Annotated in this window: 19 protein-coding genes and 3 pseudogenes; 14 read left to right on the top strand and 8 right to left on the bottom strand. The window is 69.9% G+C overall.

Annotated features, from left to right (window positions below):
- Positions 1-496: 496 nt before the first annotated feature.
- Positions 497-2590: a trypsin-like serine peptidase gene (locus ACIPFH_RS05555; RefSeq protein WP_401823328.1), complete on the top strand. Its 2094-nt coding sequence runs from the start codon at positions 497-499 to the stop codon at positions 2588-2590.
- The gene (locus ACIPFH_RS05550; RefSeq protein ID WP_401823790.1) at positions 2587-2778 is read left to right on the top strand and encodes a hypothetical protein; all 192 of its coding nucleotides are present in this window, start codon (positions 2587-2589) and stop codon (positions 2776-2778) included. Before ACIPFH_RS05555 ends, ACIPFH_RS05550 begins: the two co-directional genes overlap by 4 nt.
- Positions 2779-2869: 91 nt before the next feature.
- Here ACIPFH_RS05550 and ACIPFH_RS05545 read toward each other — a convergent pair.
- Positions 2870-3050, bottom strand: a pseudogene (locus ACIPFH_RS05545) (PEP/pyruvate-binding domain-containing protein); the annotation flags it as partial.
- Positions 3051-3782: 732 nt separating this feature from the next.
- Here ACIPFH_RS05545 and ACIPFH_RS05540 point away from each other — a divergent pair.
- Positions 3783-4574, top strand: a complete 792-nt coding sequence (locus tag ACIPFH_RS05540; protein ID WP_401823326.1) for a GNAT family N-acetyltransferase — start codon at positions 3783-3785, stop codon at positions 4572-4574.
- Entirely contained in the window at positions 4571-4795 is a 225-nt protein-coding gene (infA, locus tag ACIPFH_RS05535) for a translation initiation factor IF-1 (RefSeq protein ID WP_319771188.1), read from the top strand. The genes ACIPFH_RS05540 and infA overlap by 4 nt, the downstream gene beginning before the upstream one ends.
- Before the next feature lie 101 nt (positions 4796-4896).
- On the opposite strand, the gene ACIPFH_RS05530 is transcribed toward infA, so the two are convergent.
- Positions 4897-5076 carry a hypothetical protein gene (locus ACIPFH_RS05530; protein ID WP_401823324.1) on the bottom strand — a complete coding sequence of 60 codons (180 nt, stop codon included), beginning with the start codon at positions 5074-5076 and terminating at the stop codon, positions 4897-4899.
- 101 nt (positions 5077-5177) lie between these two features.
- Here ACIPFH_RS05530 and ACIPFH_RS05525 point away from each other — a divergent pair, with 101 nt between their 5' ends.
- Both ACIPFH_RS05525 and ACIPFH_RS05520 read left to right on the top strand, forming a co-directional pair.
- Positions 5178-5669, top strand: a complete 492-nt coding sequence (locus ACIPFH_RS05525; protein WP_401823322.1) for a DUF2975 domain-containing protein — start codon at positions 5178-5180, stop codon at positions 5667-5669.
- The gene (locus ACIPFH_RS05520) at positions 5669-5890 is read left to right on the top strand and encodes a helix-turn-helix domain-containing protein (RefSeq protein ID WP_401823321.1); all 222 of its coding nucleotides are present in this window, start codon (positions 5669-5671) and stop codon (positions 5888-5890) included. Before ACIPFH_RS05525 ends, ACIPFH_RS05520 begins: the two co-directional genes overlap by 1 nt.
- 30 nt (positions 5891-5920) lie before the next feature.
- On the opposite strand, the gene ACIPFH_RS05515 is transcribed toward ACIPFH_RS05520, so the two are convergent.
- On the bottom strand, positions 5921-6448 hold the full coding sequence (locus ACIPFH_RS05515) for a hypothetical protein (protein WP_401823319.1): 528 nt from the start codon (positions 6446-6448) through the stop codon (positions 5921-5923).
- A gap of 351 nt (positions 6449-6799) precedes the next feature.
- On the opposite strand from ACIPFH_RS05515, the gene ACIPFH_RS05510 reads away from it, so the two are divergent.
- Entirely contained in the window at positions 6800-6922 is a 123-nt protein-coding gene (locus ACIPFH_RS05510) for a hypothetical protein (protein ID WP_401823317.1), read from the top strand.
- Positions 6923-7075: 153 nt separating this feature from the next.
- Here the strand turns inward: ACIPFH_RS05510 and ACIPFH_RS05505 are convergent, their stop codons facing one another.
- Entirely contained in the window at positions 7076-7222 is a 147-nt protein-coding gene (locus ACIPFH_RS05505) for a hypothetical protein (protein ID WP_401823316.1), read from the bottom strand.
- A gap of 52 nt (positions 7223-7274) precedes the next feature.
- Entirely contained in the window at positions 7275-8054 is a 780-nt protein-coding gene (locus ACIPFH_RS05500) for an inositol monophosphatase family protein (RefSeq protein WP_401823314.1), read from the bottom strand.
- A gap of 55 nt (positions 8055-8109) precedes the next feature.
- On the opposite strand from ACIPFH_RS05500, the gene ACIPFH_RS05495 reads away from it, so the two are divergent.
- Positions 8110-9009 (top strand): LysR family transcriptional regulator, encoded by a 900-nt coding sequence (locus ACIPFH_RS05495; RefSeq protein ID WP_401823312.1) that lies wholly within the window; start codon positions 8110-8112, stop codon positions 9007-9009.
- 8 nt (positions 9010-9017) lie between these two features.
- On the opposite strand, the gene ACIPFH_RS05490 is transcribed toward ACIPFH_RS05495, so the two are convergent.
- The 3 genes from ACIPFH_RS05490 to ACIPFH_RS05480 form a co-directional block, all read right to left on the bottom strand.
- Positions 9018-9626 carry an NAD(P)-dependent oxidoreductase gene (locus tag ACIPFH_RS05490; protein WP_401823311.1) on the bottom strand — a complete coding sequence of 203 codons (609 nt, stop codon included), beginning with the start codon at positions 9624-9626 and terminating at the stop codon, positions 9018-9020.
- Between the two features lie 55 nt (positions 9627-9681).
- A complete protein-coding gene (locus ACIPFH_RS05485; RefSeq protein ID WP_401823308.1) occupies positions 9682-9993 on the bottom strand; it encodes a hypothetical protein in 312 nt (103 codons plus the stop codon).
- Positions 9994-10282: 289 nt separating this feature from the next.
- Positions 10283-10657 (bottom strand): hypothetical protein, encoded by a 375-nt coding sequence (locus tag ACIPFH_RS05480; protein ID WP_401823306.1) that lies wholly within the window; start codon positions 10655-10657, stop codon positions 10283-10285.
- Between the two features lie 363 nt (positions 10658-11020).
- Here ACIPFH_RS05480 and ACIPFH_RS05475 point away from each other — a divergent pair, with 363 nt between their 5' ends.
- From ACIPFH_RS05475 to ACIPFH_RS05450, 6 genes and pseudogenes are all read left to right on the top strand, one after another.
- On the top strand, positions 11021-11638 hold the full coding sequence (locus tag ACIPFH_RS05475; protein ID WP_401823303.1) for an RNA polymerase sigma factor: 618 nt from the start codon (positions 11021-11023) through the stop codon (positions 11636-11638).
- Positions 11635-12504: a hypothetical protein gene (locus tag ACIPFH_RS05470; RefSeq protein ID WP_401823300.1), complete on the top strand. Its 870-nt coding sequence runs from the start codon at positions 11635-11637 to the stop codon at positions 12502-12504. The genes ACIPFH_RS05475 and ACIPFH_RS05470 overlap by 4 nt, the downstream gene beginning before the upstream one ends.
- A 99-nt stretch (positions 12505-12603) precedes the next feature.
- Positions 12604-13350, top strand: a complete 747-nt coding sequence (locus tag ACIPFH_RS05465; protein WP_401823299.1) for a hypothetical protein — start codon at positions 12604-12606, stop codon at positions 13348-13350.
- A 144-nt stretch (positions 13351-13494) separates the two neighbouring features.
- Positions 13495-13578 (top strand): annotated as a pseudogene (locus tag ACIPFH_RS05460) (IS5/IS1182 family transposase); the annotation flags it as partial.
- Between the two features lie 737 nt (positions 13579-14315).
- Positions 14316-14762: a hypothetical protein gene (locus tag ACIPFH_RS05455; RefSeq protein WP_327188072.1), complete on the top strand. Its 447-nt coding sequence runs from the start codon at positions 14316-14318 to the stop codon at positions 14760-14762.
- A 53-nt stretch (positions 14763-14815) separates the two neighbouring features.
- Positions 14816-15654: pseudogene (locus ACIPFH_RS05450) on the top strand (transposase family protein).
- Positions 15655-15870 lie beyond the last annotated feature (216 nt).

Genomic DNA, 15870 nt, shown 5'->3' with positions numbered 1-15870 from the left:
ATCCCTGCCGTCGAGGACAGGGCAGCAACGCCATGCCGATCGACGTGTCCGCGGACGGCCCGATCCCGCTCTCGCGCGAGCAGATCGGCAGACGTCCGTGGCCAGGCAACGCCATCGGTCGTCTGCGGGTTACGACGGGGCACGTCTGCCGCCCCGGCCGGCCGGTGCCGCAGACGAAGAGGCGGGTGGTGAAGGGCGGTCGCCTCCGCGCCGAAACGGTCTGCAGGGCTTCTGACGAACGATCGTCCACCGAGACCCGCCGGGCCGGCACGGGCAGACGCGCCCGTGCCCGCGCCCGCCGGGGGCCCCACCCGCTCGGCCCAGAGTCCCGGAACCTTCTGCCGTGGGACATCGGCCCAGGGAGCGGCGGTGGCGTATGCCACCCCGCCCTTGCCTCGGGCGTCGTGGCCGCGCTGTCTGTTGTTGCGACATCGACCTACATGTCGGCCTCCTGGAAAGAGGTCCGCACCCCCGCCAGTACAGAACGGTGACCGACATGCCAGCGACGGATGAAACCCGGGACTTGCAGGAACAGCAGGCCGCGGCGGCGGCGAAGAGGTATCGCGACGCGACCGCGGCGAGGGAAGTGATCGAGGACAAGCTGGCGGCAGGGGTGAAGTACCCCGATAGCCCGCAGGCGATCGCCAACCGGGCCAAACGGCTTCTCGACCAGGGTGGGGTCCCGCCCGCGGCAGTGGTGGAGAGCATCCGCGCGGAGGCGCTGGACGGGCCCGAGACCCTGGAGCGGGTCATCGGACTCACCATGGACCTCCAGCCGTGGAGCTTCCTGCCGCGGGGCGTACGCGCGGGCGCCACCGTCGCCCGGATCTCGATCCTGCGTAACGGCCTGGAGCGACCGCACGCCACCGGCTTCCTGGTCTCGCCCCGGCTGCTGCTCACCAACCACCACGTGTTTCCGAACGCGGAGACCGCGCGGCTCTGCTTCCTGGAGTTCAACGCACAGGTCACCATCGACAATGCGCGCGACGCCCCGATCCGGTACGAACTCGACCCCGACACGTTCTTCACGGCGGACGAGCGCCTCGACTACGCGCTGGTCGCGGTCAAGCCCGCCGTCGACGGCCGCCTCCCGGGTGAGATCTTCGGGTGGAACCGGCTCATCATCGATCAGGGCAAGATCGTCGTGAACGACCCGGTGAACGTGATCGGCCACCCGATGGGCCGCCTCAAGGAGATCGCCGTCCGGGACAACGCCCTGGTGCAGAGGCTGGACGACTTCCTCCATTACCGGACCGACACCGAGCCCGGCAATTCCGGATCTCCGGTCTACAACGACCAGTGGGAGGTCGTGGCACTACACCACCAGGGCGTGCCGAACACGGACAGCCAGGGCCGCATCCTGCGCAAGGACGGTCAGCCCTGGCGGAAGGGCATCGACAGTGACGACACCGTCGACTACGTCTCGAACGAGGGCACCCGCACCAGCTCGATCCTCAAACACCTCGCCGCACTGCGACTGGACCCCGCGCGGCGTGCGCTGCTGACCGAGATGGGACCCGAATCCGGCCTCCGGCAGGACATCGCGGCGGGCCCGGTGGAGACCCCGGTCGCGCCGGCCGGTGCGCCGCGGGAGGCCACCGCGGTCGTCGCCCCTCCGCGCCCGGCGGCCGTCGGCGCCGTCCGCGAGTCCACCGCGCCCCACATCGGTCTGAGAGCCCCGAAGGACGCCTTCGGCGGTCGGCGGCACCTGGTCTTCCTGCACGGCCGGAAGCAACAGGGGAAGGACCCCGTGGACCTCCGCCGCGGCTGGACCGGCGGACTCAACCACGGACTCACCCGCGCCGGACTCCCCACCATCGACCCCGAGAACGTCTGGTTCCCGTTCTACGGCGACCGGATCCTCGCAGCCATCGGGCAGCACGAGGCCATTCCCTCCTCCTACACCGACGCGCCGGCCGTGACGGCGGCGGAGGCGTACGCCGTGGAGTCCGCGAACGGTACCTATGAGCGGCTCGTCGTGGAAGCGGCGGTGCTGGACGGCATGCCGCAGAACGGCTGGGCGGCCAGTGAGAACCTCGGAAGCACGCTGGTCGGATCCCTCCAGGGTGCCCTGACCTGGCTGGCGGCCAGAACCGACGTGGACGCCTTGACCATCGCAACCATCTTCCGTGACGTGGACGCGTACCTCCGCGACGACGACATCCGTAAGGCCGTCCTGGACTGCGTGGCCGAGACGCTTCAGACGCTCCCGCCCGACGGCGAGCTCGTCCTGGTCACCCACAGCCTCGGCACGGTGGTCGGCATGGATCTCATCGCCAACCGACTCCCCAAGGAGATGAGGGTCACCCTGCTCGTCACCGCCGGCAGCCCCCTGGGGATGGACTCGGTCTACAACCGGTTGATCCCGCCGGGCACCCAGCGCCCCGACACCGTCAAGCACTGGGTCAACGCCTGGTGTCCGACCGACGCGGTGGCCATCGGCTGTCCGCTGGAGCGCCGCTGGGGCAAGCTGACGGAGGAACACAACGTGGTGAACGCGAGCGACCGAGCCCACAACATCGAGGAATACCTCGCCCACCCGGAAGTCGCGACTGCGATCGACAAATACCTGAGGCAATCGGCTCCGTGACCGTGCGTCGGCCGGGGCGGGTGCGACGCGCCCGCCCCGGCGTATGGGTGGCGAAGGCCACGTGGGCGGCGACGGTGCGGTGGCCGGTGCTCGCCGAACACGAGAAGACGCGGACGTACCCCGGGGCGGTCACCCAGGCCCACCTCGACTTCGCCGCCGTGCAACAGCGCGACCACAGCCGCGAGTAGTCACACGGTGCTGCACACCACCGTCGGAAGCTACGGAAGGGGCTTCTCGGTGTGGTGGGTCAAGGCAGGATCTCGACGTACCCGTCGGTTTCGTCGCGCTGGATCGGACGGCGTAGGCGGCTTGGCTCGCCGAGCCCGGCGAGCGCGTGGGTGATCGCCGCCGCGAGATAGCCCGGAATGGCAACCCCTTCGATGGTCCGGCGAATCTGCGCGCTGAGCGTGCGGATCGCCTCCCGGTCGTCCGGGTTGAGGCGCGACAATGGCCCGCAGCGCCTGACGCGGCCCGCCACCGCCAATGACCACGGACAGGTCAGGGTCCGCCGATCAGGCCGGCGGACCTTGGCTTGGCTCCGTCGGGGATCTTGGATGGTCGGCTGGCCTTCCGCCACACCTAACTCGTCCAGCCGCTGGTCCAGTTCGGCGAACAAGGAGGCGAACTCGCGCATGAGCGCCGTCGCCTCGCGAGGCCAAGGCCGCTCCCGGCGAGTGAAGTGCGCCCATCCCGGGTCGCGGCCGCCCCGATGCCCAGGTTGCGCCGAGGCGGGCGGTGGGCGGCCGGTCGAAGCCACTCTCCACGGTCCGGGTGCGCCCTGCGGCTGGGGCCGGGGCGTCCGTCCGATCGTGACCACTGAGTCGCCGGGTCGGTCGAGTCTGAAGCACGACGGGGCTCCGAGCCCTGCTCAACCGGCTCGAACGACTCGCGGTCCGCTGGGAACGACGTATCGAACTCCACGACTCCTTCCTCTCGTTGGCCTGCCGCCTCATCTGCTGGAGGCGCCTCGAGAAGACCGGATCATGATCGCGTCGCGCGCTCGCAGGAAAGAGTTTGAGCAAAGCGGCGCCCCGCTGCTACTTTCGTCGTGGACCGTGAAATCGTCGTATGGAGGTGAGCCCCGTGAACACAGTTACCCATGGGTGCTCCCTCAACCCGTCACGGTCCGGCGGCTGACGTTCGGTGTCGCCAGGAGCGCCTGAGATCGAGGCACTCCTGGAGGGAGACTCCGATGGACAAGAAGCCTTTCACATCCGGCCTGAGCGAAAACGCGGTGACGGTCACGCGCGTCGCGGACCGGCAATGGCATGCACTGGATGACGACCTGGTGGTCGGCCGCGGGCATGCGGAACACCGGTCCGACGGACGCTTGTTCGTCAGCATCGACGCCTGGCACGACGCCGGCTTCGACCGGCTCGCCGAGGCGATGCTGGCGGAACTGCCGGCGCCGCTGTACACGGTGGTCGACGAAGCCGACGCCGAGCTGACGGCCGGCTGGCGGCGGGCCGGTTTCACGATCCGGCGCCGCGAGTGGGAGTACGTCGTGCCGACCGACCCACGGGCCACGGGGCTCCAAGCAGTTCTGCCGCCTTCGGGCGTGACGATCGTGCCCGCCGGCCAGGCGGACGAGAGTCTGCTGCGGGCGGTGGACCGCGCGATGCGTGACGAAGTCGAGGCGACCGTCGGGTGGCAGTCGATGCCCGCGGAGGTGATTGCCCGCCCCGAAGGCGACACCATCGTCGACCCGTCGAAGTACGCGGTGGCCGCGACACCGGGCCGCTACCTGGGTCTGATCCGGGTGGTGACGGTGAACCGGCCGCGCATCGGACTGGTCGCGGTCCGGGCCGGCGAGCAGCGCCGAGGCATCGCGCGGGCGCTGCTGGCCCACGCACTGGGGACGCTGCACCGCTCCGGGTTCGCCGCGGCCTGGAGCGAAGTCCAGGAGTCCAACCAAGCAGCCTCGGCGCTGTTCGAGGGCATCGGCGCCCGTCCGATGAGCAGCAACCTGGAGCTGGTGCGATGACGAAGAACAAGAACGTCATCGAAGTCGAGGGCAAGGTCGTCGAGTGCCTGCGCAGCGCCATGTTCACCGTGGAGCTCGAGAACGGCCACCAGGTGCTCGCGCACATCAGCGGGAAGATCCGCAAGAACTACATCAAGATCCTGCTGGAGGACCGGGTGCTGGTGGAACTCCCGCCGTACGACCTGACGCGCGGCCGGATCGTGTTCCGGTACCGGAACTAGCGGCGGTCGGCACCTTCCGCGACAGCTGATCCTGGGGCCCCGGTCACGGTTCCGTGACCGGGGCCCCGATGATGGCTCGCAGGACCGCGGCGGCCACCGCTTCAGCCGCCGCCAGCAGGTCCGGCCCGAGCCGAACCACAGCACCGGGGCAGCAGCTGCCAGACGATGTCGTCGCGCAGCACGTACAGGATGCCCTGCGGGCACAGCCGGTCCGGCACCGGCCGCAGGCGCCAGGAGCCCTCTCGGACCAGGGCGGCAGCAGCGAAGCGATCAGCACCCACAGGTCATCATCCACCGTCCACGGCCGCCACCCTTCCCACAGCGTTGCTCTACCTATCGAAGTTCGATAGATTCCCATCGTAACTCGATGGAAGGGTGGGAGATGGGAAAGCTGACAGTGCGTGCGCTACGCGCCGTGCTCGCGCTGGTGCTCGCCGGCACCGTGTTCGTACAGGCATTGATGGTGTGGACGTTGGTCAGCGGGAATGACCCGGAGGACGGGGCGCTCCCGCTGACCCCGCTGCGCGTGATCACGATCCTGGGCATGGTGTCGGCCCAGGTCGCCATGATCTGCGTATGGCGGCTGGTGACCATGGTGCGACGCGGAACCGTGTTCTCCCACGCCGCCTTCCGGTACGTGGACGGCATGATCGGCGCGATCGTCGCGGCTTCCCTCGTGTGGTTCGCGGTCACGGCCGTCAATGCGCCGGGCCAGCGGGACGACCCGGGCGTCACCGTCATCATGGGCGGGGTTGGCGTGGCCATCCTGGGAGTCGCGCTCATCGTTCTCGTGCTGCGGATGCTGCTCACCCAGGCCGTCACGCGCGACATCGAAGCGGCGCGGATGCAGGCCGAGTTGGACAAGGTGATCTGATGCCGATCGCCGTCGACATCGACGTGATGCTGGCCAGGCGGAAGATGTCCGTGGGCGAGCTCGCGGACCGCGTCGGGATCACGCCCGCCAACCTGGCGGTACTCAAGAACGGCCGCGCCAAGGCGGTGCGCTTCGCGACGCTCGCCGCGCTCTGCGAGGTCCTCAAGTGCCAGCCGGGCGACCTGCTGCGCTGGGAGGCCGAGGACACCGCGAGCGGATGACGCACCCCCTCGGTGCTGAGCGGGCGAGAGCTACTCCCTGACTCGGCCCCACGGCTTGAAGACCGAGAGCACCATCGCGAAACAGAGCAACACCATGGCGGTGGTGGCAAGGAACGCGACGAACCAGATGTCCCGCAACGGTTGTTCGCCCGAGGCGAGTTCGGTGATCGGGCCCAGGAACACCAGCAGCATCACGCAGGCGATGACGTTGAGGACCAGCTTCACCGCGACCCACCGGTAGCGAACGAGTCCCCACTTGGTCGCCAGCCCCAGCAGGACACCGGTGACAAGGCAAACCAGTCCCGCTACCAGAGCCGACAGCAGTAAGGGAACGACGAAGAAGTCCGCCAGTGCCCGGTATACGGCGGTGCGGTCGTCGCCCGCGCGTACCCAGCCGATCACCACCAGAACGGTGGAGATGACATCTATGCCGATCCAGGCTCCCGCCGACACGACATGCGTGACCAGGATGCTCTTGCGCAGCCGAGCCGGAATGCGCCAGCGGACTCGGTTCCCCCGCGCCGGCGGGGTGGTTCGGGGTGTGGTGAGGGTACTCATGGTCGTCCTTGTCTGCGGAGTGCGTGGGGTACGCGTGAGGTGCTGGTCGATCAATCGCGGGAGACCTCTGGAAGTGGCCTAGGACGGTCCGGTGGCCACCACGCCGTGCTGGGCGCGGCGACCCGCCGCGCGGCCCGGGGCCGGCCGGGCGCCCGGTCCCGCACAGCCGCCCCTCGCTGGGTCAGTACGCCAAGCGTTCGGGGGCGATCGGCTCACTGGAAGCCGCGGCAGACACGTGCGGTGCATTTCAGCGGGAGCTGCGACGAGGAATGGGTGCCGTCTGAGTCGACGGTCAGCGCCGCTTGGGCGAACAGTTGGAGGGTGCTGTTTCGGCGGAGGAGCGATGGCTGGTTGATCAGCGGTTCGTTGCCACGGACCCAGCTCTCGGCGACCCCGGCCGGCGACCAGCACTGGTGGCTCCAGCAGCACGCGGCCGGACCGGCATCCAACGCCGCCTTCAACGCACGCGGCTGACCGGCATCAAGTTTGCAGCGGGCGCCGGACGGGGTCCGGCAGCAAGGGCGTCACCGTCCCGATGCCGTAGTCCCGGAGCACCGGAGGCTGACCGCAGGCCCGCGAAGGCCGGGGCCTGTGAACAGCCCGAAGTCAGGGCCCGACGCCGACGGTTCACGGACACCGAGCCCGCTTCGAGCCGACGTGCAACGAGCCGAGGCCCAACGCCTCCCGCACGGACGTCGACGCGCCGGTCGCGAAGTCGGCATAAGCCATGATCTCGGTCAGCTCCGCCAGGCCGGGCGGCACGGTGGCCGTCATTGGTGATTCTCCCGTTCGTGGCGGTGATGAGGAGGACGGATCCGGACTCCCCTCAGTCGCTGAGGACTTCCAGCGCGGCGGCGTGCACACCCGGCGCGGCGGCGAGGTAGCTCTCGCTGGCCAGTTCCCACGGCTTGCCCTCCAAGTCGGTCACGACGCCTCCGGCCTCCTGGACCAGCAGCACACCTGCGGCGTGGGAGCGGACGTTGTCGAACTGCCAGTGCAAGTCCATGCGCCCTGCGGCGACCTGGGCGAGCTGGTGGGTCACCGGTACGGAGACCCGCACATAGAGGGCGGAGTTCGACATCGCGGCGAAGGCGGAGCCCATGCGCTTCGCGAGCTCGGGGTCATGCCCCGGCTTGGCCTGACCGGTCCCGGCCAGTGCGCCGTCCAACGACGTCTTGGCCGAAACCCGCAGCCGTACCTCGTTGAGGAGCGCCCCGCCGCCCTCGGTCGCGGTGAACATCTCGTCGAGGACCGGGAAGTAGACCACTGCCAGCACCGGACGGCCGTCGCGGACGAGGCTCACGCCGATGTTCCAGTCGGGCATGCCGTGCACGGCGTTGACGTTGCCACCGACCGGGTCGATGAGCCACCACTCGCCCGTGGCCAGCGGTCCCGAACCGTGTTCGTCATTGAGCCAGCCCGCGCTCGGCAGCGTCTCGGTCAACGCTGGGCGCAGCGTGTCGACAACGGCCGCGTCATTGGCCTGGAGGTTCGCGAGCAGTTCGGGGAGCCCGGCCTGACGGGACTCGGTGGAGTAGCGCGTCATCATCCGGGCGCCGGCGTGGCGGACGGCGGCGACGGTGGCGGCCAGCAGTTCCTGGTTCATGGGATGCTCCTGAAGTTGACTGAAGTGGAACTATGCCTTGCTAAGATTTACTCTTATGCAACTGGACTTGAATCTGCTGACCGTGCTGGACGCGCTGCTCGAGGAGGGCAGCGTGATGGGCGCAGCCGAGCGGCTGCACCTGTCCTCGCCCGCGGTCAGCCGCACCCTCGGCCGACTTCGCGCCGTCACCGGGGACGACATCCTGGTGCGCACCGGCCACTCGATGACTCCCACCCCGTACGCGCTGTCGGTGCGGGAGGACGTGCACCGGCTGGTCAGGCAAGCGCACGAAGTGCTCTCACCGATCCGTGAGCTGGACCTGGCCGAGCTGGATCGCACCTTCACGATCCAGTGTCACGACGCGGTGGCCGCGTCACTGGTACCGGTACTGGTCGGAAGAATCCAGCAGCGGGCTTCCGGGGTGCAGTTGCGGGTGCTGGCGGAGAACTCCGTCGACACCGACGACCTGCGACACGGCCGCGTGGATCTGGAACTCGGTGGCGGCAGGCCCGGTCTGCCCGAGTTCCGGTCCGAGCCACTCGGCGACGACCGGCTCGTCGTGGCGATGCGCGCGGACCACCCGTGTGCCGGCGGACTCGACCTGGCTTCCTACGCGGCGCAGCCGCATGTGGTGATCTCCCGGCGTGGCCGCCTCACCGCGCCGATCGACGACGTGCTGGCCGCGGAGGGCCTGCGGCGCCGGGTGGTCGCGGCGGTGGCGACGGTGTCCACCGCCCTGCAGATCGCCGCCCGTGGCGACGCGCTGGTCACCTGCACGGCGATTCACGGCCGCCCTCTCATCGAGGCGTTCGGGCTCCTCGCCCAGCCGCTGCCGATCGAGTCCCCGGCGGCGACGATCAACTGCAACTGGCACCAGCGCTACGATTCCGACCCCGCCCACGCCTGGCTCCGCGAGCAGGTCCGGGCGTCGATCGAGGAGATCACCGCCTGCTGACCACTCCCCTACTCCGCCAATGGCAGCGCCACGGCCCCGGGAAAACCAGGCGCCTCGGCTTCGTCGAGCATCGCCGCGGCGACCGTCTCCCGGCTGACCTGCGCACCGAGGTCGAAGGGAGGCGCGGCCTCCAGGCCGACCGTGCGCCGACGGGGGCTTTCCGGCCCGTCAGCGAGCATCCCAGCGTGGAAGACGGTGCCCCCGGCCGCGAGAACGGCGTTGTCTGCTTCGACCTTGTCCGCGAGCCGGTCGCCCAGAACCTTGGCGAGCACGCCCGCGCCCTCCCCCGCCACTTCGGCCGACTTCCCCGTGCCGTAGGCACCGAGCCAGATGACGCGCCGTGGACCGGCGGCGACGACGGCCCGAGCGCCGGTCAGGAGAATCCCGGCCCGGTCGGTGCCGAGCGCGGAAAGGACCACGGAATCCCCGTCCACAACGGCGGCGATACTGGCCGCGTCATTCACGTCGCCCGCCACTTTCCGCAGGTTCGGGGATTCGGGCAGGGCGATGCGCTCGGGATCACGCGCGATGGCGGTCACGGTGTGACCGCGTCGCAGCGCCTGTCGGGTGAGGGCGATTCCGGTCTGGCCGGAGGCCGCGAGGACGGTGAGGTTCATGCCGGGAACGTTATGGACCTTGGCACTTAACATCAAGTGCAAGTAACTGACTTGATCAGTTACTCAAACGCAATCGCCGCGCGGGAAGGGCGGGGCGCGGTGCGTGGGAGCCTGTGTGGCGTTCGGGATGAACACCGATACCTGCCACCGATACCAGCCAGTTCACGCCGCCCAGCGGCATGTCGTGATGACGGCAGACATCGAACAGCAGCCGCACCACCGACGCCTGAACAAGCCCAAGGCCGACAACAACCGCCTGCGAGGCGCCGACCGAGAGCTGGCCGAGCAACTCGACTTCGCCATCCCGCGATTCAGCGGCCCTGTCCGCCGCCCGCGGGGTGACGGTCGAGCGAGTCCTGACCGACAACGGCTCGGCCTACCACTCCCGGCGCTGGAACCGGGCCTGCGACGAGCTCGCCGTCACCCCGGACAACACCGGCCCTACCGTGCCCCAGACGAACGGCACGGCCGAAGGTTTCCACCGCACCCTGGCCGACGGCTGGGCCCCGGGACGCTTCTACGCCGGCGGCGAATCAGCCCGCCGCACAGCCTGCCGACCTGGACCCTCCACTACCCTCACCACCGCCCCCACACCGCGACCGGCGGTGAACCGCGCGTCACCAGGTTGACCAACGTCCCCGAGCGGTACATCCAGCTCAGTGGGCGGCGATCCAGCGCCGGACGGCGTCGTTGACGGTGTCGTCGAGGGCGCTCAGCGCTTCCACGGCGTGCAGGTCTCCTGGCTCGGGCGCGACTCCCGCCCGGATGAGTGCCGCGTGCAGCTCCAGACGGCGCCGGTCTGCCGGAGCCATCACCGCGGGGAGCCGCCGGCCCGAGTCGGGAGCAGGCCACGGCGCCCCCTCCTCGACCGCCCGCGCCTGCGGCGGCACCCGCCAGTCCTCGTCCCCCCACTGCTCTGCGGACTCCGCCCCGCCCAGAGCCGTCTGCGCGTCGAAACCGCAGCGGTAGGGGTCCAGGATCAGCTCAGGCGTCGTCGTCACAGCGGTCGGTGAGCACTGCCAGTCCCGCATACAACCTCCAGCATCCGGCGTTCACTTGGTAACCAGGAGGCCACCTGCCCGGTCGGCAGTTGCAGCACCGGCAACCAACCACCCGAATGCCCCCAAACCCATCTCGTCACACCACTGCGCCATCCGCCACAACCCCCAGGTCTCACGCCGTCACCTGCGCGAGGGCACCGGCCGGCGAATCCTCAATGACCTGTCAGTTGCACGACCGACGAGGTCACGGCTACTCGCCTCGCGCGAGGTTCGGCATCCGGCCCCGCTGGGTTCTCCGAGTTCGCTCACCAGCGGCGCAGCAGAACGTCCCCCGTCGGGAAACAGATGTGACATGAGCGGGAACCGATCCGGCTCTGGCGGTGTACCCATTTCGTGAGAACGCGGGAGGGGGGCAGCATCGTCGATGAGGCCGCGGTGATCGCACGCGTACGCGCCGGAGAGCCGGAGGCGTATGCGGAGCTGGTGCGTGCCCACACGGGCATCGCACTGCGGGCGGCCCGGGCACTCGGCGCCGGTGCGGACGCGGAGGATGTCGTGCAGCAGGCCTTCTTCAAGGCGTACTGCTCACTGAGCCGCTTCCGGGACGGCGCCGCGTTCCGGCCGTGGTTGCTGTCGATTGTGGCCAACGAGACGAGGAACACGGTGCGGACAGCAGGGCGCCAGCGGTCCCTGGCCGACCGCGAGGCGGCCTTCGTCGAGGCCGAGCCGCTGATACCGCCCTCGGCCGACCCGGCGATAGCCGCGCTGGCATTGGAGCGTCGCGTCGCGCTCCAGGGCGCCCTGGAGAAGCTGAGCAAGGAACACCGACTTGTCGTCACCTACCGCTACCTGCTGGAGATGAACGAGCCGGAGACAGCGGCGGCCCTGGGCTGGCCAAGAGGCACGGTGAAGTCCCGCCTGAGCCGAGCGCTGCGCAAGCTGGGCCGTCTGCTGCCGGAGTTCGAGCCGTGCCAGGCCCTTGGGAAGGCGAACGGAGGTGAGGGGGGATGAGTGAGCCGGACGGACGGGACGGGAACGACGAGCGGGATCGGAGCGGCAAGATCACGGAGGGTGAGGGGCGTGACGTCCGGTTGCGAGAGGAGTTGCGAGCGCTCGGGCGGGCGCTGGACCGGCCAGGGGCGGACGGGGACGAGACCATGGTCGAGCGGGTCCTGCAGCAGATACTCGCCGAGCGGGTGCCGACCCCGGTGACCGAACGGTCGGGTGCCGGCGAGCGGCTGCGGGTGGTGCGCCGATGGGCCGTGCTCCGTCGGCGCGCGTTGACGGCCGCGCTGTGCGGGCTGCTCACCGCGCTCGTCCTGACCCCTCCGGTGCGGGCGGCGGTGGCCGACTGGTTCAACTTCGGCGGGGTCGAGGTGCGGTACGACCCGTCGGCGACGCCTTCGCCCAGCGCGGGAGTGCCCGGCTGCCCGGACCCGGTCCCGCTCGCCGAGGCCGGGCGGCGGGCCGGGTTCGCTCCGCTCGTGCCGGGTGCGCTGGGCACCCCGGACGCGGTGTCCGTGACGCGCGCGCCGAAGGACCGCTTCGTGATCACCCTCTGCTGGGACGAACGGGGTCACACCGTCCGGCTCGACGAGTACGCGGCCCGGCTGGCACCCGAGTACGGCAAGACCGTGGCGAGTGAGCAGGCCGTCGAGTGGGTCGAGCTGGGCGGGGGGACGCACAACGCGTTGTGGTTCCCGGAGCCGCACCTCCTGCGCTTCTGGATGACCTCCGAGGACGGCTCCCGCTTCACCCGCTCCGAGCGCACGGCGGGGCCCACCCTGCTCTGGGTCCACGACGACGGGTTCACGCTGCGGCTGGAGGGTGTGGCGTCGAAGGCAAGGGCGCGGGAGATCGCCGAGTCAACGGACTGATCGGCCCCGTCAAGGTGGGAACCCCGGCGGTTCGAGCGGTGTACCAGGAGTGACACCGCGTGTGCGGACGGGCCGCAGCGGGACGATCGGGGGTGTCGGATGCGTGGTCTGCGGCAACTGGCGGCGACGGTGGGCGCGTTGATGACCGCTTTGGCCCTGCTCCTCCTGGGGGCACCGCCCTCGGCGGCGGGCGGGCCGACCAGCGTGCTACTGGTCTCACCAACCAGCCAGCGGACAGGGTCGCTGTACGGCACAGAGAAGGAGTACGAGCTCCTGCAGAGGCTCCTCGCACGGGCGGGCTCCGAGTTCGACGGGAGTCGGGAGGAGGCTCCGGACTGGGGAGCGGAGGACACCTGGGGAGAGCAAGTCAGGGACATGGTCACGGTGACGTGGATGCTTCCTGACGCGAAACCCTGGCGGACGGACCAGCTGTATACGGCCGCGCCCGACACCAAGGACATCTGGGTCCACACGACGCTGAACCTCGAGGAGGACACCGCCGCTTCGAGCGCCGGGGCCTGGCACAAGGCGAAGCAATCTGAGGAGCTACGCACACTGCTGCACGGACTCGGAGTCCTGGGCCCGGCCTCCGCCAGACCGCAGGAGGCCACACCCTCGGTCGACGCGCTCTCGGAGGCCGGGGTCGGGCCCGGCGAGACGGCCACCGACGCTCGGGCCACGGCAGACACACCCGATCTGACCGACCGGGCCCGCTGGGCGATACCCGCCTTGGCCCTGGGCCTGTTCCTCGGCTCCGGTGGCGCCACGCTGCTGCTGCGCCGTGCGGCGGCGCAGCACGGGTCCGGTCCGCCGCCGGAGCGCCGTCAAGAGCTGCTGGATGCCTGACCGGCTGCGCTGGGGGATCAGCCGAGGTCGTCACCGCCGCAACCCGCAACCCCCTCCCCGCAGCCCGCCATGCGGAACATGACACCGGACAGAGCGCCGAAACTCCCCCGCGCAGTCGCCCGGCCTGATATCGCCCACGGTTAGGGCCTGGGCAATGCACGCTGGGTGGTCGAGCGCGCCTTCGCCTGGCTCCACCAGTTCAAACGCCCGCGTATTCGCCACGAGCGGTGAGCCGTCCGGTGTTGGGCAGGTCCAGCAACCGTTGCACGCCGGTGAAGATGCCCGTGAGTTGGGCTCACAAGCGGTTGACGGTGCGACAGCCGGTCGCCCTCCAGAGGCGGCCGCAAGACGAGCGCCGGGCGGGTCTCAGGAGAGTGGCCAATTGCGTCACGGAGGCGGCGCTTCCGCTGCTGCGCAAGTCCGCGAACCCAACCGTGGTCAGCGTTTCCAGCAGTGCGCGGGGTGGTGGGATCGGCGGCGCGTTCGATGACGGCGCCGGAACCGTTGATGGTGACGGGCTCGGTGATCACCGGCAGACCGTTCGGTCCGCTGCCGCCGATGGCAGCGGCGACCGTGTCGAGGGTGTACACGCAGTTCGGGCCAGGCCGATGGCACCGCCGCCCGCCTGATTGGCGGCGTCGACGGCGGCCACGAGGGCCGCTTCGTCGCAGGCGATCGGTGCGGCGTGGGCCGGGGCGGGAAAGGGTGGCGAGTCCGAGGGCCAGTGTCATCGCGGAGAGTGCGCCACCCCCTCTGAGCGGTGTGCATCGTGAAGTCGCAGGTCACGGGTCTGGTGTGAATGGCGAGTTGGGTACTCGTGCCGGTCGGCGGCCGATGACCATGGCGTAGATCATCGGGCGGGTCCGGCTCCGGCAGGATGCCGGGTTCGGCTGCGCCCACGACCGGCCCCCGCCTACGATCCGTCAGCAGGTCGACACGCTGTGAGAGCGCGGGAGGGAGCGGGGATGCAGGAGCGGCAGTGGATCACGGCCCGCCGGAGCGAACTGGACGCTCTCGCCGAGGAGTTGGCCAAGCAGCTTCAGGAGGTCCAGGTCGAGCGGGATGAACTGGCGATCGCGGAGCGGGTGTTGAACCGCCTGGCCGAGCAGGCCCAGGCCGATGCCGGGGCTGTCGCTCCGGTGTCGGTGAAGGTGGCCGGGCGGGCGGTCCTGCTCATCCCGCACCGCAGCGACGCGGCCGACGAGAGCGCGCTGCCCGGCGACTACCGCAAGATCCTGGCGATCGTGCGGGAGGCCGACGGCCCGGTGCAGGTCAGGGCGGTCGGCGAGCGGCTGGGCCTGGACGCCTCGGTGCGCGGCAAGCTGGAGCCTCTGCGGGCAAAGATGACCAAGCTCGCCGACCGCGGCTGGCTGCACAAACGCCCTGACGGGCAGTTCACCGCACGCCCATAACTGTGCGGGGCGGGGGCGTAACTGACGGCTCTTCGACGGCAGTTGAGTTTGGTGTGAAGAAAAACAACAGTTCCGTCGAGGGCCCTGACGGCCTCGTCTACACTGCCCGCCTGCCGCTGTCGAGTGCCACTCTGAACTGGCTCGCCGACCTGATACGCGGCCACCTCAAGAAGATCGGCTCCAGGTGGCGCGCCCTGCCCGCAGGGAAGATCGCCACCATCGTGCTGGCAGTGCTGCGCTGTGACCAGCGGCCCGGCGACCTGGCCGGCGGCAACGGAGTACACCGCACCACCGTTACCCGGTGGGTCCGCGAGGTCATCGGCTTGCTCGCCGCCCGCGCCCCACGCCTGGACCGGCCCTGAAGAAGATCGCCCGAATGGGTGGCGGCATGGTACTGCTGGACGGATCGGTGGTCCGCACCCGGCGCAGAACCGGGAAGGAGAACCGGAAGAACTACTCCGGCAAGAACAAGTGCCACGGCCTGCTCGTGATCGCCCTCACCGACGACCGGGGCCGGCTGCTGTGGATCTCGGCGGCCCGCCCAGGGCGCACCTCGGAGATCACCGCCTGCCGGCACGACCAGCTCACCCGGAAACTGCGGGAAGTCGGGCTCGGCGCCATCGCCGACCCGGGATTCGTCGGCCTCGACGACGGCGGCCCCGACGCCGAACCGGCGGTGATCACCGGCTACAAGGCCGCCCGGAACCGGCCCCTGACGCGAGGCCAGAAGCTGTCCAACACGGCACTGGCGGCCGTCCGGGCACCCGTCGAGCACGGCTTTGCCCACCTCAAGAACTGGCGCGTCCTCGGCAAGGTGCGCACCGACCCCTCCTGGGCGACCTCCCTGGTCAGGGCCTTGCTGGTCCTCACGAACCGCGAAGTCGCCCGATGACCGACGATCTTCACCAAAGTCACCTGCCAGCGACCAGCACGAGCATCCCGATGCCCACGCACACCAGCCCTGTGACCAGCAACTTCAGCTTGCGCACCTCCCAGTTGGGCAGCGGCGGAGAACAGCCGCAGCCTCCCACGGCAGCAGCGATCGGCAAGCCGAGGTCTATGGCTTCCGGGTCGGGACAGCGTGACGGCGGTGGTGCTGGCCGGCCGG

Source organism: Streptomyces sp. NPDC088157 (genome assembly GCF_044741545.1).
GTDB lineage: Bacteria > Actinomycetota > Actinomycetes > Streptomycetales > Streptomycetaceae > Streptomyces.
Note: the sequence above shows the minus strand (reverse complement) of the source record. Positions and strands in the feature narration are given on the sequence as shown.

Coding starts and splice junctions, on each gene's coding strand:
- ACIPFH_RS05555 (WP_401823328.1), top strand. CDS start 497: ATGCCAGCGACGGATGAAACCCGGGACTTGCAGGAACAGCAGGCCGCG.
- ACIPFH_RS05540 (WP_401823326.1), top strand. CDS start 3,783: ATGGACAAGAAGCCTTTCACATCCGGCCTGAGCGAAAACGCGGTGACG.
- infA (WP_319771188.1), top strand. CDS start 4,571: ATGACGAAGAACAAGAACGTCATCGAAGTCGAGGGCAAGGTCGTCGAG.
- ACIPFH_RS05525 (WP_401823322.1), top strand. CDS start 5,178: ATGGGAAAGCTGACAGTGCGTGCGCTACGCGCCGTGCTCGCGCTGGTG.
- ACIPFH_RS05520 (WP_401823321.1), top strand. CDS start 5,669: ATGCCGATCGCCGTCGACATCGACGTGATGCTGGCCAGGCGGAAGATG.
- ACIPFH_RS05515 (WP_401823319.1), bottom strand. CDS start 6,448: ATGAGTACCCTCACCACACCCCGAACCACCCCGCCGGCGCGGGGGAAC.
- ACIPFH_RS05505 (WP_401823316.1), bottom strand. CDS start 7,222: ATGACGGCCACCGTGCCGCCCGGCCTGGCGGAGCTGACCGAGATCATG.
- ACIPFH_RS05500 (WP_401823314.1), bottom strand. CDS start 8,054: ATGAACCAGGAACTGCTGGCCGCCACCGTCGCCGCCGTCCGCCACGCC.
- ACIPFH_RS05495 (WP_401823312.1), top strand. CDS start 8,110: ATGCAACTGGACTTGAATCTGCTGACCGTGCTGGACGCGCTGCTCGAG.
- ACIPFH_RS05490 (WP_401823311.1), bottom strand. CDS start 9,626: ATGAACCTCACCGTCCTCGCGGCCTCCGGCCAGACCGGAATCGCCCTC.
- ACIPFH_RS05480 (WP_401823306.1), bottom strand. CDS start 10,657: ATGCGGGACTGGCAGTGCTCACCGACCGCTGTGACGACGACGCCTGAG.
- ACIPFH_RS05470 (WP_401823300.1), top strand. CDS start 11,635: ATGAGTGAGCCGGACGGACGGGACGGGAACGACGAGCGGGATCGGAGC.
- ACIPFH_RS05465 (WP_401823299.1), top strand. CDS start 12,604: ATGCGTGGTCTGCGGCAACTGGCGGCGACGGTGGGCGCGTTGATGACC.
- ACIPFH_RS05455 (WP_327188072.1), top strand. CDS start 14,316: ATGCAGGAGCGGCAGTGGATCACGGCCCGCCGGAGCGAACTGGACGCT.